Source organism: Colwellia sp. M166, from assembly GCF_024585285.1.
Taxonomy (GTDB): Bacteria; Pseudomonadota; Gammaproteobacteria; order Enterobacterales; family Alteromonadaceae; genus Cognaticolwellia.
The window spans coordinates 1,074,521-1,089,744 of the sequence record NZ_CP040755.1 but is presented as its reverse complement, the minus strand read 5'-3'; the positions used below and the strand labels follow the sequence as shown (position 1 = coordinate 1,089,744).

The following is a 15,224-nucleotide window of genomic DNA, read 5'->3' as shown; positions in this document are numbered from 1 at the left end:
AAATGAAATTATTATCTTTATTCGTTGCCGTTGTCACCTTTGCTGTTACGGTTAATGTAATAGCACAAGAAACGGTAAACCCCGGTGGTTTAACCACTATTCGTGGTGCCTCAACCATTGATGAAACTCGTCCAGCTGACAGGCTCAAACGTGTCATTAAGGATAAAAACCCAATAGCTCGTAATTATGTTCATCAACCACCGGTTATACCACATCAAACACGTGGCTATCGCGTTGATTTAAATAGTAACAAGTGCTTAAGTTGCCATAGTTGGAAACACGCAGCAGAAACAGGGGCAACTAAAATCAGCTTAACACATTTTGAAACTCGCGACGGTAAAACCTTGTCAGATGTTTCACCTCGGCGTTACTTTTGCTCGCAATGTCACGTAACACAAGCTGATGCCGCACCATTAGTTGAAAATACCTTTGAACCGGTTGAATCATTGGGTAATGAGTAAACCGTAGCAATACTAAGGGGTATAAAATGTTAAAAAATTTATGGACGTTCTTAACGTCGCCAAGTAGTGCAGCAATGTGGTTTATCTTAGCCATAGGGTTTGCGGGAGGGATTATTTTCTGGGGTGGTTTTAATACCGCGCTAGAAGTAACCAACACCGAAGAGTTTTGTATTAGTTGTCATGAAATGCAAGACAATGTTTACGAAGAGTACCGTGAGACTATTCACTATGCCAACCGCTCTGGCGTGCGTGCTACTTGTCCTGATTGTCATGTACCAAAAAAATGGACCGATAAAATTGTCCGTAAAATTGCTGCCAGTAAAGAAGTTTGGGGCATGTTAACGGGCGTTATCGACACACGAGAAGAGTTTGTTGATCATCGCCGCTCCATGGCAGAACGTGAATGGAAACGCATGAAAGAAAATGACTCTCTGGAATGCCGTAACTGTCATAACTTTGAATATATGGATTTCTCTGAACAAGGTAATCGCAGCGTTAAAATGCACGCTGACGCGTTAGCCTCTGGTGAGAAAACCTGTATTGATTGTCATAAAGGTATCGCTCATGAATTACCTGATATGAAAGGTGTGGAAAATTGGTAATTGCTTACAGATAACTGATAACTATTCTCTAGATGTAAAATGTAAAAAAGCAAACCATTAGGTTTGCTTTTTTTATCATTAAGATAAGTACTTCGCGCCATGATTTTGTGCTATGACTTTGCCCAAAACTACTTAATGTAATATCTTGGGCTTTTATGCCAGCATAACTTACTAACTAAGCTTAATTAAAGCTTTTTTGACATCACAATAGCGTCTTCATATCCAAAGCTGGTATTGCTTGGATAATAACCTGTTCTACGCGATATCTCGCTAAAACCATGATTAATATAAAGCATTTGCGCACTAATATTTTTCGCCCGCACTTCTAGAAAGATAGTTTTGCTAGCTAGTTTTTTACAATCCTCAAAAAATTGTAATAATAAGGTTTTACCGTAACCTTTGCCTTGCTGTGCTGGTGCGACACAAATGTCCATTAAGGTTGATTCACCGGCGACATGCTCACCGACATAGAAACCAACAATGGCCTTGTCAACCGTTAGGTAATCACCAAAATATCGGCCATCAATACAGCTGCGAAAGGTTTTCTCACTCCACGGATGTGGATGACAGGCCAATTCAATAGCCATAAGTTGTTCAACGATATCTTGATTTATTGGGCTAAACTGAGTGCTGTTGGTTTTTGTCATAGTGAACTTAATGGTCCTATCGATTGCCATAAGGCCTTTTTTAGTGCTGGCGAGTTGGCGAGAGTGGTTAAATCTGGCGTTTGTAAACAGTTATGCTTAAATTCAATACTATTACTATCGGTAAATTGCCAGTTAATAATCCCCAAGTCTAATTGATCTTTCTCAATGGCTAAGTCGGCATGGCTGACACCTAAACAACGTATGACATCATTAAATAATGACTGCTTAAATAACGTTTCGAGATCAAGGGTAATTGGCTTAACATTAGGTGCTTGTTGTACTGCCGATCGGCTTGATTGGGAACTGGATTTATTAGCTAGATTATTAACTGGAGTATTATCTTGTTTGGGGCTATTAGCATTAGCCATAGCTGAACCTGAAGTAAGACTTGATAAATCACGCCTTTGCCAAACCGTAATGCCCATGGCTTGTAATAAATCAAACTGTCGTTTGCTAATAGTCATATTATTTTAGCTATGTTTAAAACTGGCTATTATCATGACAGAGTTTTTAGTTAGGAAAAACCAGAATTTATTCATATTTTTGAAATAACAGTAAATTGTTATTAAAGAAGAAAATGGCAGGGGTGGAGAGATTCGAACTCCCAACCGTCGGTTTTGGAGACCGCTGTTCTACCAATTGGAACTACACCCCTGCAACAGATTCGAATTATACTGATGCCAAGCTAAAGGTAAAGGACAAATTACAAATAAATGACTGTTCGGCTAAATAAACAGCACACTTGTCCATTTTAAGTATTTAAAGCCAGTTTTTTGCTTGTTTATTCGCCATAACTAACCTTAAAACAAAATTATAAGGTTGTTAATTATTTTTCCAGTGACAAAAACGTGATTTTTCAGGGTAAGGATAAACATCCGCAAAAACGCCTTTGGCGACATTAGCTTGGCAATTTTGCCAATATTTAGCTTCTAGTAAATTAGCATGGTAACGTAAAAATGCTTGGCGATAGCGTGTATTTGCCAAGGCAAAGGTGGCAATTTCTTCTGGAAATACATCACCAGGGTCAACAGAATACCAAGGCTCTGAGGCATAAATTTGCTCTTCAGTTATTGGCTCAGGTTTGACGCGGAAATTGACTTCATTCATATAGGTGATTTCATCATAATCATAAAAAATGACGCGACCGTGACGAGTGACACCAAAATTTTTCAGTAACATATCACCAGGAAATATATCTGCGGCAATCAATTGCTTAATCGCTTTGCCGTAGCCGTACATGGCATTGTCAACTTCTTCATCACTTGCTGTCGCTAAATACAAATTCAAAGGCGTCATTTTACGTTCGATGTACATGTGTTTAATGATCACTAAGTCATTTTCAAAGCGCAATAATGATGGCGCAACCGTATTAAGCTCTTCCAATAACTCTACTGAGAAGCGTTGCTTAGGAAAAGCAACCTCAGAATATTCCATGGTATCAGCCATTCGGCCAACACGGTCATGTAATTTTACTAAGCGATATTTGCCCTTTACATCTGCTCGGGTCATATTTTTACTGGGTGAAAATTTGTCTTTAATAATTTTAAAAACATAAGGGTAAGATGGCAGAGTAAAGACTGACATCACCATACCTTTTATGCCAGGAGCGAGTTCCAGTTTGTCATCGCTGTTATCAAGATGGTTTAAAAAGTCACGATAAAACTGTGTTTTACCTTGCTTATGAAAGCCAATGGCGGAATACAAATCAGCACGGGTTTTATGCGGGATTAAACGGTTGAGAAAGTCGACAAGGGCATGTGGGTGCTGACAATCGACGAAGAAATAGGCACGAGCAAAGCCGAATACCACTGCCATATCCTCACCTTTTGTAATTAAGGCATCAATAAATAAGCCATCTTTTTCAGTATTTAACAACGAGATAATAAATGGCGTTTCGCCGGCGGGGGAGATCACTCGCCCTATAATATAGGCGCCCTTATTACGGTAAAAAACAGAATCGAGGATATCAAATTGCAAGTCAGATAATTGGTAGCGAGTTTTATGTGCTTGTTGGCGAAACTTGGCAATTAAAGTATTGATATCTTTTTTTAAGTGCGCAAAGGGCAGTGAAAAGTTTTGACTCTTAATGATCAGCGTAATGGTTTTATACAACCCATGTTCATCAGGGTGATAGCTGGTGAATATTTTGGGTGTTGGTAGTTTATCTAAACGAGTGGCGGTTGATTGCACGAAAATATAGGCATTGTGATAATACTTTCGCTCAAAAAGGTGACAAAAAACCGAATTATAGAAGCTTTCCGCTAATTCAGGTTGTGGATGTAAACTCAGTAATTCAATATAGCTGTTTTTTACATGTTGCCAAAGCTCATCATCGAGTGTGGTGATAAAAAAATCTTGTTTGATGGTGTCTAAGGTTTCACCAACACGCTGATCATAGAAATCGGTACGTGCCTTTGCTGCTGTTTGAATGTCATGCCAACGATATTGTTCAAAGCGCTGTTTGGCTGCTTGGGTAATTTCACTGTAAAGATATATGTGTCGCTCAAAACCGTTAATAATCGTTTTAGCGATGGCAAAAGCAAGATTTTTCATGGGCTACCTATGGCCAATTTCAGTCAGTTATTAGCCGATTGTGCTGATTAAGATAGGGCAAGTCAATGCTAGCTGTCATGACAAGTGCTTGCTATTGATCAAGCGCACGTATTGTCCTGACATATCTGCTCTATACACAATAAGAAAACAAAGGTCAGAGAATTGGTATCACAATAAAGTTTGATTTCAGCATACGTTAAAACATTGCTTTTGAGTGATTATTTTTAGCTTATAGTCGTTATTAATGATAGTGATGCCGCCTTAGCAATCTGAGCTTAATCGCGCTATTCGCTTAGCCTTGTTTTATAAGTTAATGCTTGCTATTCGTGCCGTGCAGCACTAAAATTACGCGTTTTTTCATCTTTAAACTAGTTTATTTATCATGCGCGTAGCCGATTTCTCATTTGACTTACCTGAAGAGCTTATTGCTCGATACCCGAAAGCTAACCGTTCAGCCAGTCGTTTATTAACCCTTAGTGGTAATAGCGGTGAATGTCGCGATGAAACTTTTACTGATATTATTAATCACGTTGAAGCTGGTGATCTCTTAGTTTTTAACAATACTCGCGTGATCCCAGCGCGCATGTTTGGTCAAAAAGCGAGTGGCGGTAAGTTAGAAGTGCTGGTTGAGCGTTTATTAGATGAACGCAGAGTGTTAGCACATATACGCTGTAGTAAATCCCCTAAAGCCGGTAGTGAAATACTGCTTGAAGGCAAAGTTACAGCTACCATGGTGGCAAGACATGATGCTTTATTCGAACTTGAGTTTCATGGCGAACAGCCGGTGTTATCAATATTAGATGACATTGGTCATATGCCATTGCCGCCTTATATCGATCGCCCTGACGAAGACAGCGACCGTGAGCGTTATCAAACAGTATATAATGAAAAACCAGGTGCGGTAGCAGCACCTACGGCAGGGTTGCATTTTGATGATACATTAATGGCAAAGTTAAAAGCCAAAGGTGTTGATTTTGCTTTTGTGACTTTGCATGTTGGTGCCGGAACATTTCAACCGGTTAAGGTTGATGAAATTGCCGATCATATTATGCATGCTGAATATGTTGAAGTACCGCCAAGTGTTGTTGAGCAAATAAAGCAAACCAAAGCGCAGGGTGGTAAAGTGATTGCTGTGGGTACTACTTCTGTACGCTCATTAGAAAGTGCTGCGAAAGTTGCTAAAGAACAAGATAAACCGTTTAGTGCTTTTTATGGTGATACCGATATTTTTATAACCCCCGGTTATGAGTTTGAAATTGTTGATGCCCTCATTACTAATTTTCATCTTTCTGAATCCACCTTATTGATGTTAGTGAGTGCATTTTCTGGCTACGAAAATATTATGAATACCTATCAACATGCGGTTGAGCAGCAATATCGATTTTTTAGTTATGGTGATGCGATGTTTTTAACCAAACGAGATCAACATACAGCATAGGTAGTAAATTATAGTGAACTAGGCCTTAGCTTAGCCACTAAAACAGAAAAGCTACTAGCCTGTTTCGCTAGTGGGCAAAGGATAAGATATGACAAAAGATACTCAGAGTAGAGAAAAAAAAATTATGCAATACCAATTGCTAAGCACTGACGGTAAAGCAAGGCGTGGTCGTTTAACGTTTGATCGCGGCACTGTAGAAACCCCAGCATTTATGCCGGTAGGAACCTACGGCACAGTAAAAGGCATGAAAACTGAAGAAGTTGCTGATACCGGCGCTGAAATATTGTTAGGCAATACCTTTCATCTCATGTTACGCCCAGGCACTGAAATCATTGAACAACACGGTGGTTTACATGGTTTTATGAATTGGGATAAGCCAATTTTAACTGACTCTGGCGGTTTTCAGGTCTTTAGTTTAGGCAAAATGCGTAAAATTACTGAAGAAGGGGTTAAATTTAGCTCGCCAGTCAATGGTGAAAAAATTATGTTAACCCCTGAGCGTTCAATGGAAGTACAGAATAGCTTAGGCTCAGATATTGTGATGATATTTGATGAATGTACGCCATATCCAGCCAGCCATGAAGAGTCAAAAGTTTCTATGGAGCTATCATTACGTTGGGCGCAGCGTTCTAAAGATGCACATCAAGGTAATAAAAACGCGTTGTTTGGTATTATACAAGGCGGCATGTATGAAGATTTACGTGAAGTCTCGGTAAATGGCTTAACCAGTATCGACTTTGATGGCTATGCTATCGGTGGCTTATCAGTAGGGGAGCCTAAAGAAGATATGATTCGAATATTAGATCATACCGCGCCCTTGATACCCGAAAATAAACCCCGATATCTTATGGGAGTAGGCAAACCTGAAGATTTAGTTGAAGGCGTTCGTCGCGGTATTGATATGTTCGATTGTGTTATGCCAACACGTAATGCGCGTAACGGACATTTATTTGTCACCAATGGCGTGATAAAAATTAGAAATGCCCGTCACAAAACAGACACAGGCCCATTAGATCCAGAGTGTGATTGCTACACTTGTAAAAATTATTCACGTGCTTATTTACATCATTTAGATAAGTGTAATGAAATTTTAGGCTCGCAATTAAATACCCTACATAACCTACGTTTTTATCAACGTGTTATGAAAGGATTGCGTGATGCGATAGAGCAAGGCAAACTAGACGAGTTTGTTGCACAATTCTATGCGTTACGCGATTTACCTGTTCCGCCATTAGCTGGCGCAGAAGCAGGTTAAAACAGTTTCAACTTCACCATTTTATAAAATTAATTAGAAAAAATAATAAGAGGAATTTATGAGTTTATTTATTAGCCAAGCCCACGCTGCTGCAGGACCTGCTCAAGGTGCTGACGGTACATCAATGTTAATTATGTTAGCCGTATTTGGCTTAGTGTTTTATTTTATGATCTATCGTCCACAAGCTAAACGTGTAAAAGAGCACAAAAGCTTAATGTCTGAATTATCAAAAGGTGATGAAGTATTAACACAAGGCGGCATTGTTGGTAAAATTGTTAAAGTTTCTGACGAAAAAGACTTTATCGTAGTAAGCATTGCTGAAGGTACTGAAGTTACTGTACAAAAAGGCGCAATTAACGCCGTATTGCCAAAAGGCACAATGAAGTCTCTATAACGAGATCTTATTGGTTTAGCTATAGCTATATTAAAAGTGCTGGTTGGTATTATTATCAATTGGCACTTTTGAGTAACTATAACAATGAAAAATTTATAAACATCACTCTACTATTAAGTCGTTATATTCGAGTGATTCAAAAGAAAATAGGATGATATTGTGTTAAACAAATATCCATTATGGAAGACATTGATGGTGCTATTTATAGTTGCTATTGGTGCAATCTATGCGTTGCCAAACCTATATCCTGAAGATCCAGCGGTACAGATTTCTGGTTTACGTGGCATAGAAACAACTGCCGCAACTTTAGATACAGTAAAGTCTCATCTAGATGAAAATAAGATTTCTTTCGCAAGTATCGCAATGGAAAACGGCCAGATTTTGGCGCGTTTTAAAGATACAGAGCAACAGTTACGCGCGCGTGATTTACTTGAAGATAGCATGGGTGACCAACATTCCGTCGCCTTGAACCTGACCCCCGCAACTCCACAGTGGTTAGCAAGCATTGGCGGTACACCAATGAAGTTAGGCTTAGATTTAAGTGGCGGTGTTAGCTTCTTGATGGAAGTTAACATGCAGGAAGCTATTGTTAAGGTACAAAAAAGTTTAGTAGATGATTTTCGTACTGGCTTACGCACTGAAAATATTCGTTACCGTTCAGTTAAACAAGTTAATGATGCCATTAATATTCACTTTCGTAATGCTGATGACTTAGTTAACGCAGAATCTTTTTTAGAAAAGCAAAATCGTGATTTATTATTTGCTAGTGATGAAAGTAACTTAACATTATCCGTTAAGATGAGTGAGCAAAAGTTAAAAGAAACTCGCGAGTATGCATTACAACAAAACATTACTATTATTCGTAACCGTGTCAATGAACTCGGTGTTGCTGAACCGTTAGTGCAACGTCAAGGCAAAAAGCACATTGTTATCGAGTTACCGGGTGTGCAAGATACTGCAAAAGCAAAAGAAATTTTAAGTGCAACAGCAACGATAGAGTTTCGTTTAGTTGATACTGAAGGTGACTTAGGGGCAGCGCTTAATGGCCGTGTTCCGGGTAGTTCGCAATTATTAAAAGAACGTAGCGGTCAACCGGTTTTATTGAAAAAACGTGTCATGCTTACCGGTGATCATATTGTTGATGCCGGTTCAAGTTTTGATGAATATAGTCGTCCACAAGTTAATATTACCTTAGATTCTGCTGGTGGCAACAAAATGTCAAACAGTACTAAGAGCAATATCGGTAAGCCAATGGCGACGGTATTCATTGAATTCAAACCGACTAATCGTGTTGATGCTGAAGGTAATACTATCTTCGAGAAAGTTGAAGAAGTGATCAGTGTTGCGACTATTCAAGCACGTTTAGGTAAAACCTTCAGAATTACCGGTGCCGGTAGCCAAGCTGAAGCACATAATCTAGCGTTATTACTACGAGCGGGTGCTTTAGTTGCGCCAATTCAAATTGTAGAAGAGCGTACGGTTGGACCAACATTAGGCGCTGAAAACGTTCAATTAGGTTTTCAAGCTATTATGCTAGGTTTTGGCTTAGTGTTCTTATTTATGTTGATTTATTATCGTGCCTTTGGTGTAGTAGCTAACTTAGGACTAGGTGCCAACTTAGTGTTGATTATTGGTATTATGTCAATGATCCCTGGTGCGGCTTTAACCTTACCAGGCATGGCCGGTATCGTATTAACCGTGGGTATGGCGGTTGATGCTAACGTACTTATTTTTGAGCGTATACGTGAAGAAATACGTGAAGGTAAGTCTATTCAACAGTCAATTCACCAAGGTTATGATGCCGCATTTTCCACTATCATTGATGCTAACATCACCACGTTAATTGCTGCTTTGATTTTATTTGCTGTTGGTACCGGACCGATCAAAGGTTTCGCAATAACGTTATCAATCGGTATTATTACTTCAATGTTTACTGCGGTTGTCGGTACACGTACGGTTGTTAACGCTGTTTGGGGTGGTAAACGCCTCGATAAACTGTCTATATAAGTAAGGCTTCAATATTATGCAAATTTTACAATTAAAAAATACTGTTGCCTTCATGAGTTACCGTAAGGCTGCGCTACTGTTAAGTCTTGTACTGATGCTTGCCTCGGTTTTTACCTTGGCAACGAATAAACTTAACTTTGGCTTAGATTTTACTGGCGGCACGTTAATCGAGATTGGTTTTGATAAAACCGCTGATTTAAATAAAATCCGCGAAATCATGGATACTAATGGCTTTGATGATGCTGTGGTTAAGTTTTATGGTTCAAGCCGTGATGTTGTCATTCGTTTAGCGACACGTGAAGATGTTAAGGCTGAAATGCTAGGTAACCAAGTGCTTGATATTCTTCAATCCGGTACTGGTGAAACCATTGATATGCGTCGTATTGAGTTTGTTGGCGCCAGTGTTGGTGATGAGTTAGCAGAGCAGGGCGGTTTAGCCATGCTAACCGCATTGATCTGTATCTTGGTTTATGTCGCTTTTCGTTTTGAATGGCGTTTCGCTTTAGGCTCTGTTTTTGCCTTGTTTCATGATGTATTGCTAACACTTGGTTTATTCTCTGTTTTACAGTTAGAGTTTGACTTAACCGTACTTGCGGCAATATTGGCAGTAATAGGTTACTCGCTCAACGATACTATTGTGGTCTCGGATCGTATTCGAGAAAACTTTAGAAAAGTGCGTGTTGGTGGTGCAGAAGAAATAATTAATATCTCTTTAACACAAACGCTTTCACGTACTATTATCACCTCAATTACTACCTTATTAGTATTGGCTGCTTTATTCTTTAAAGGTGGCGCATTAATACATGGTTTTGCAACCGCATTACTATTAGGTGTATTTGTTGGTACTTACTCATCAGTTTATGTTGCTAGTTCGGTGGCTTTGGCATTAGGTATTTCAAAAGAAGACTTAATCCCAGAAGTGATTGAAAAAGAAGGCGCTGATCAAGAAGAGATGACGCCTTAAGCAATTGTCAATCGGTGCGAACCGATTAACTAAAATAAACACAAAAACCGAGCAACTATGCTCGGTTTTTTTATACCATTAAATTTTGATGTAAATAAAATTATTGCTTTATCTGGCTGCTATTTATTTAACATAGTTCTTTTTTAAACTTAGAGGTTTTCTTTAAGTTATTGTATATAAGTCCTTTATTTATCTTTTTGTTTTTTATTTCTAGCTGATGTCATGATTTTTTTAACTTAATGCTGTCATCTGTTTGTCAAACTAGTGAAATAAAAACTACACATTACTTCAACAATTCTGTCATTTATTCTCCGTACTATTATCGCAAATTTTTTAATAATAAATCTGCGGAGCAGAACTGTAATGAATATCAAAACTCTATTTAAAGTAAGTGTAATTGCAAGTGCTATGGCTTTAGTTGGTTGTGGTGGTGATATCAAAATTGAACCAACCGTGAATGATAACAGTGTCGATAATAGTACAAATAACTCAAACAATACCGATGGCGGTATTGATACCGGTACGACAAATCTTTGTGCTATTCGTGGCGAGCTACAGGGCGCTTATGATGGTCGTGACTGTAATTACCCCGCAGCATTTGCCAGTAAAAATATTGAAATTGAAACAGACTTAACTTTTGCTGAATTACCTAACGATGGTGTGCATGTTTTTACTGGCGCGTTATTAATGGGTAAAGACTGTGATAGCACAACCGGTTGTACTGTTAATACTGACGGTCCAACCTTAACGGTTGAAGCAGGTGCTAACTTAGCGTTCACTTCAGGTGAAGCGATTATTCGTATTGGCCGTGGCGCAAAAATTAATGCCGTAGGTACACTAGAAAAACCGGTCAACTTTACTTCAGCTAATGCTTACGAGCGTTTAGATGTTGTTGGAAATGGTGCTCAGTTCGCTGATTGGGGCGGTATTATCATCAATGGTTTTGGTATTACCAATCAATGTACTGACGCACAGCGTGCTGCAACAACCTGTAATGTTACCACCGAAGGTGTTACTAGCTACTTTGGTGGCAATGATAATGCAGATAACAGTGGTGCGATTGAATTTGCAAAAATTTGGTACGCTGGCTCTGGTCCACGCTCTGGCGGTGAAGGTGATGATCTTAACTCACTAACATTAAATGCTGTTGGTTCAGCGTCTAAGTTTGATTACATTCATATTCACCAAGGTTTTGATGACGGCATTGAGTTTTTCGGTGGCGCAGCATCAATTAGCCATATTGCGGTAACTGACACGCAAGATGACGCGATTGATATCGACGCCGGTTGGCAAGGTAGCGGTCAATACATATTCGTTAAACACGGTACGGTTGAAACCAAGCAAGAAGTGGTTATTCCTGCGGTAATTGAAAATGGTGTAGTGGTTGAAGCAGAAAGAATTTTCCCTATCGGTTCAGATGTATTTATGGGTAATAACGGTTTTGAAACTGACGGCGAGAAAAACGGCGGCGCTGAGTACTCAGAAGCGCCAACATCAAACCCTACTTTTGCTAACGTAACGGTTATCACCACTGACGGTAGCTCAGTACGAGATGATGACCCATCACAAGCCTTTAAGTTTGATGATGCTATTAAATCTATGTACTACAACGTATTAATTGTCAAAACAGAAGGTGCTAACGGCACTAACTGTATCGAACATAAATCAGATGGCGAAATTAATGCCGATTCAGTTTCATTCTCAAACTCTGTGATGGCCTGTGTTAATGAATTCAAAGGTGAGCAAAGCTTTATTTCAGGCAAAGAGCCTGCAGCATTAACCGGTACAGCGAAAGCGGATTGGTTTGATAATAGCGCTGCAAACGTGCGTATTGCTAGCACATCAAGCGTGCTGTCAAATGCCTTTGCTACTGATGTTGATTCAGCTGATATCACTATCACAGCGAATGATTTATCAGGTCTAGGTAGCTTTTTCCAAGCCGGTAATTACATTGGTGCTGTATCAGAAAACGATACGAGCTCTGACTGGTACAAATGGGTTGAAGCGGCTGTTACAGCCGCAGATCAAGATTAATTAACGCTTAAAAGCAAATTAAGGCGCAGCACCAGTTGCGTCTTTTTTTTACTTGATTTGAAAGCAGGATGTAAACATGAAAACTCAACACAGACTTAAAAGAGTTTCTCTCGCGGTTGGGCTAGGGTTGTTAGCGAATATGCCAAGTGTGTTCGCCCAAGAAGCAGCTGGCGAGAATAGCGTTATGGAAGAAGTTGTGGTCAAAGCAACTCGCTTACAAGGCAGTGCAGCCGCGGTAATTGAAGAGCGTCGCAACCAAGCCTTTGTCGCTGATATTTTAGGGGCAGAGCAAATATCAAAAACCGGTGATAGCGATGCCGCATCAGCCTTAAGACGTGTGACCGGTTTAACCTTAGTTGATGGTAAATATATCTATGTTCGTGGTTTAGGTGAGCGTTATTCAAGCGCGCGTTTAAATGGCGCTAATATTCCAAGCCCTGATTTAACCCGTAATGTTATACCGCTTGATATTTTCCCCGCCAGTATTATTGAAAGTTTATCGGTGCAAAAGTCTTATTCACCATCAATGCCGGCAGCATTTGGTGGCGGCGCGATTGATATTCGCACTAAGTCGGTACCGAAAGACTTTGTTGCCAGCTTTGAGCTTGGACTAGCTTACGATGAAAATTCACCAGACGGTTTTACTTATGACCGTAAAGGCAATGGGCTTTCCAGTGAGTTACAAAATGCCATCGTGCAATACAAAGGTGATTTTTCACTGCGCAATATCATTTTAACGGATAACTTGGTTGATACAGACGCAGCAACGCGCGGTGAACAAGCGACAGCAATTAACCAAAACTTATTAAAATCATTACCACGTAATATGGTGATGAAAGATGATTCGCTTGATCCTACCTATAACGTAAAAGCGAGTATGGGTAATTCATTCGACGAAAATTATTTTGGTGGTCAGTTTGGTTTTTTAGCCGCTATTTCGTATGACAATAAATGGCAATTTGCGAATAAAAAGTCAGCGGTAGTAAGTGAGAACTTTTCTGACGATTGTAGTGAAACGCTACTGACCAGTGAGCAAATCGCTAACGCTTGTTATAACACGGTAAAAACTTCGCAAGTAACCACTGAAAATGAACGTTTAAGTGCGGTATTTAACTTAGGTTATCAACTTGATAACCACAAATTATCTTGGAGCAATATCTACCTTGAAGATAATGAAGACGAAAGTGTCATCGGCATCATTGAAAGTCCGAATGGCAGTACCGTTGATACCATTTTTGGTAACGGCCAAGCGCAGCGTTCACATGAATTTAATTATGAAGAACGTTCATTAGAAATTATGCAATTTACCGGTAAACACACCTTTACTGACTACGCAGGTATAGGTTTTGACTGGCAATATACTGAATCTACAGCAGAAACAGAAATTCCAACCGATGTTAAATACAAGTTTATTGATACTTATAGCGATGGACAATACCAAAGTTCAGCTATAACGGGTGATGATAATAGAGCCGTTTATTCGTACTTATCATTAGAAGATGACGTTAAATCTTATAGTGGCAATGTTACTTTACCTTTGTACTTTTCTGATCTCGAAGTTGAGTTTAAAGCCGGCTATGATTTTTCAGACAAAGGTCGTTATTACACAACCTCTAGTTTTACGGTTAATAATGACAGCGGTGTGAAAATTCCAGTTAATAGTGGCGCAGATTCAGTACTGGGCGTAACCAGTTATCTAAGTGATGAGTTACTCGACAATAACAATATTTTAGTCGACTTTAATGAGCCCACAGCACCTGATGCAGATGACTATATTGCCGGACAAAAAATTGATGCTGGCTACGGTGCTTTTGATTTGATTTATCAAAATATCTGGCGAGTAAGTGGTGGTGTTCGTTATGAAGAGTTTAAACAAACTTCACTTGCTACCTCGAGTTTAATCTTTAAAAAAGAAGATTTAGATATTTTTTTCTCAGAAGAGAAAATAGAAAACGGCAGCATTATTGAAGATGACTTCTTCGGTGCTTTAGCCTTCACCTATATTGGTGGCGATGATTATCAAATTCGCTTTGGTTATGGCGAAACGGTTGTACGACCTGATCTGCGTGAAGTAGTGCCAGTGGCTTATTACGACCCATTAACCGATATTCGCACCATTGGCCGTGTTGGCTTAAAAAGTAGCCCGATTAAAAACTACGATGCCCGCTACGAGTATTACGCCGATAATGGTAATAACTACTCAGTCGGCTTATTTTACAAAGATATTGAAAACCCGATAGAGTCAGTGTTATCGATTGGTGACGAAGACTACACGCTTTCATTTGTTAATGGTGAAAGCGCAGAAGTTTATGGCGTTGAAGCTGAATGGCTGTATGACTTAACCTGGGCTGCTGATGGTTTCTTTACTTCAGGTAATATTACCTTGAGTGATTCAGAAGTATCGATAAACCCAGCCTTTGCCGGTAATTTAACCAATCCTAAAAAGCGTATGACCGGGCACTCAAAATATGTCATGAACTTACAGTTGAATTACGATGCCGCAAGCGGTAATCATAGCAGCTCGTTGGTCTATAACGTATTCGGTGAACGTATTGTTGCATCGGGTGTTGGTGGTAGAGAAGACGCCTTAGAGCAGCCATTTCATTCACTTGATGCAGTTTATACTTACTACCCGGACTATAATTCGAAAATAAAAGTTAAGGTGAAGAACTTACTCGGTGAAGATCAAGAAGTCACGCAATCTGATATTACCGTACGTTCGAAAGAAGTGGGCACTATCTTTAGTGTAAGCTATACATACGACTTTTAAGTAATTTTATGTAATTAATGTCGTTATGCTAAAAGCTAGTTAGGAAACTAACTGGCTTTTTTTATTTTTACCTTAACTTGTAAAATGAGAGCAACAGAT

At 39.4% G+C, this 15,224-nt stretch carries 12 protein-coding genes and 1 tRNA gene; 9 read left to right on the top strand and 4 right to left on the bottom strand.

All coding sequences use genetic code 11. The features are described 5' to 3' along the window. The first annotated feature begins 2 nt into the window (after nucleotides 1-2). Nucleotides 3-461 carry a nitrate reductase cytochrome c-type subunit gene (locus tag FGD67_RS04975; protein WP_257173955.1) on the top strand — a complete coding sequence of 153 codons (459 nt, stop codon included), beginning with the start codon at nucleotides 3-5 and terminating at the stop codon, nucleotides 459-461. A gap of 26 nt (nucleotides 462-487) precedes the next feature. Further along, complete coding sequence (locus FGD67_RS04970) at nucleotides 488-1,063, top strand: NapC/NirT family cytochrome c (RefSeq protein ID WP_257173954.1); 576 nt, start codon at nucleotides 488-490, stop codon at nucleotides 1,061-1,063. Nucleotides 1,064-1,248: 185 nt separating this feature from the next. On the opposite strand, the gene rimI is transcribed toward FGD67_RS04970, so the two are convergent. The 4 genes from rimI to aceK all read right to left on the bottom strand — a co-directional run bounded on the left by rimI (nucleotide 1,249) and on the right by aceK (nucleotide 4,263). Continuing rightward, entirely contained in the window at nucleotides 1,249-1,710 is a 462-nt protein-coding gene (gene rimI / locus FGD67_RS04965; RefSeq protein ID WP_257173953.1) for a ribosomal protein S18-alanine N-acetyltransferase, read from the bottom strand. After that, nucleotides 1,707-2,174, bottom strand: a complete 468-nt coding sequence (locus FGD67_RS04960) for a hypothetical protein (protein ID WP_257173952.1) — start codon at nucleotides 2,172-2,174, stop codon at nucleotides 1,707-1,709. The genes rimI and FGD67_RS04960 overlap by 4 nt, the downstream gene beginning before the upstream one ends. A gap of 114 nt (nucleotides 2,175-2,288) precedes the next feature. After that, nucleotides 2,289-2,365 (bottom strand) — tRNA-Trp (locus tag FGD67_RS04955). Between the two features lie 167 nt (nucleotides 2,366-2,532). Further along, nucleotides 2,533-4,263, bottom strand: a complete 1,731-nt coding sequence (aceK, locus tag FGD67_RS04950) for a bifunctional isocitrate dehydrogenase kinase/phosphatase (protein WP_257173951.1) — start codon at nucleotides 4,261-4,263, stop codon at nucleotides 2,533-2,535. A gap of 382 nt (nucleotides 4,264-4,645) precedes the next feature. Here aceK and queA point away from each other — a divergent pair, with 382 nt between their 5' ends. The 7 genes from queA (at nucleotide 4,646) to FGD67_RS04915 (ending at nucleotide 15,125) form a co-directional block, all read left to right on the top strand. Further along, nucleotides 4,646-5,701 carry a tRNA preQ1(34) S-adenosylmethionine ribosyltransferase-isomerase QueA gene (queA, locus tag FGD67_RS04945; protein WP_257173950.1) on the top strand — a complete coding sequence of 352 codons (1,056 nt, stop codon included), beginning with the start codon at nucleotides 4,646-4,648 and terminating at the stop codon, nucleotides 5,699-5,701. A 124-nt stretch (nucleotides 5,702-5,825) separates the two neighbouring features. Continuing rightward, entirely contained in the window at nucleotides 5,826-6,956 is a 1,131-nt protein-coding gene (gene tgt / locus FGD67_RS04940; RefSeq protein ID WP_257175070.1) for a tRNA guanosine(34) transglycosylase Tgt, read from the top strand. A gap of 58 nt (nucleotides 6,957-7,014) precedes the next feature. Then, nucleotides 7,015-7,350 (top strand): preprotein translocase subunit YajC, encoded by a 336-nt coding sequence (gene yajC / locus FGD67_RS04935; RefSeq protein WP_257173949.1) that lies wholly within the window; start codon nucleotides 7,015-7,017, stop codon nucleotides 7,348-7,350. 159 nt (nucleotides 7,351-7,509) lie between these two features. Beyond that, nucleotides 7,510-9,357 carry a protein translocase subunit SecD gene (gene secD / locus FGD67_RS04930; protein ID WP_257173948.1) on the top strand — a complete coding sequence of 616 codons (1,848 nt, stop codon included), beginning with the start codon at nucleotides 7,510-7,512 and terminating at the stop codon, nucleotides 9,355-9,357. Nucleotides 9,358-9,373: 16 nt separating this feature from the next. Then, nucleotides 9,374-10,321, top strand: coding sequence for a protein translocase subunit SecF (gene secF, locus FGD67_RS04925; RefSeq protein ID WP_257173947.1), 948 nt, complete (start codon nucleotides 9,374-9,376; stop codon nucleotides 10,319-10,321). A 363-nt stretch (nucleotides 10,322-10,684) separates the two neighbouring features. Beyond that, nucleotides 10,685-12,355 carry a hypothetical protein gene (locus FGD67_RS04920; protein ID WP_257173946.1) on the top strand — a complete coding sequence of 557 codons (1,671 nt, stop codon included), beginning with the start codon at nucleotides 10,685-10,687 and terminating at the stop codon, nucleotides 12,353-12,355. A 76-nt stretch (nucleotides 12,356-12,431) separates the two neighbouring features. Continuing rightward, nucleotides 12,432-15,125 (top strand): TonB-dependent receptor plug domain-containing protein, encoded by a 2,694-nt coding sequence (locus FGD67_RS04915; protein ID WP_257173945.1) that lies wholly within the window; start codon nucleotides 12,432-12,434, stop codon nucleotides 15,123-15,125. Nucleotides 15,126-15,224 lie beyond the last annotated feature (99 nt).

Bases quoted from the DNA above. Each gene is read 5' to 3' on its own strand.
- FGD67_RS04960 (WP_257173952.1), bottom strand. From the start codon at position 2,174: ATGACTATTAGCAAACGACAGTTTGATTTATTACAAGCCATGGGCATT.
- queA (WP_257173950.1), top strand. From the start codon at position 4,646: ATGCGCGTAGCCGATTTCTCATTTGACTTACCTGAAGAGCTTATTGCT.
- aceK (WP_257173951.1), bottom strand. From the start codon at position 4,263: ATGAAAAATCTTGCTTTTGCCATCGCTAAAACGATTATTAACGGTTTT.
- FGD67_RS04970 (WP_257173954.1), top strand. From the start codon at position 488: ATGTTAAAAAATTTATGGACGTTCTTAACGTCGCCAAGTAGTGCAGCA.
- FGD67_RS04915 (WP_257173945.1), top strand. From the start codon at position 12,432: ATGAAAACTCAACACAGACTTAAAAGAGTTTCTCTCGCGGTTGGGCTA.
- FGD67_RS04975 (WP_257173955.1), top strand. From the start codon at position 3: ATGAAATTATTATCTTTATTCGTTGCCGTTGTCACCTTTGCTGTTACG.
- rimI (WP_257173953.1), bottom strand. From the start codon at position 1,710: ATGACAAAAACCAACAGCACTCAGTTTAGCCCAATAAATCAAGATATC.
- yajC (WP_257173949.1), top strand. From the start codon at position 7,015: ATGAGTTTATTTATTAGCCAAGCCCACGCTGCTGCAGGACCTGCTCAA.
- FGD67_RS04920 (WP_257173946.1), top strand. From the start codon at position 10,685: ATGAATATCAAAACTCTATTTAAAGTAAGTGTAATTGCAAGTGCTATG.
- secF (WP_257173947.1), top strand. From the start codon at position 9,374: ATGCAAATTTTACAATTAAAAAATACTGTTGCCTTCATGAGTTACCGT.
- tgt (WP_257175070.1), top strand. From the start codon at position 5,826: ATGCAATACCAATTGCTAAGCACTGACGGTAAAGCAAGGCGTGGTCGT.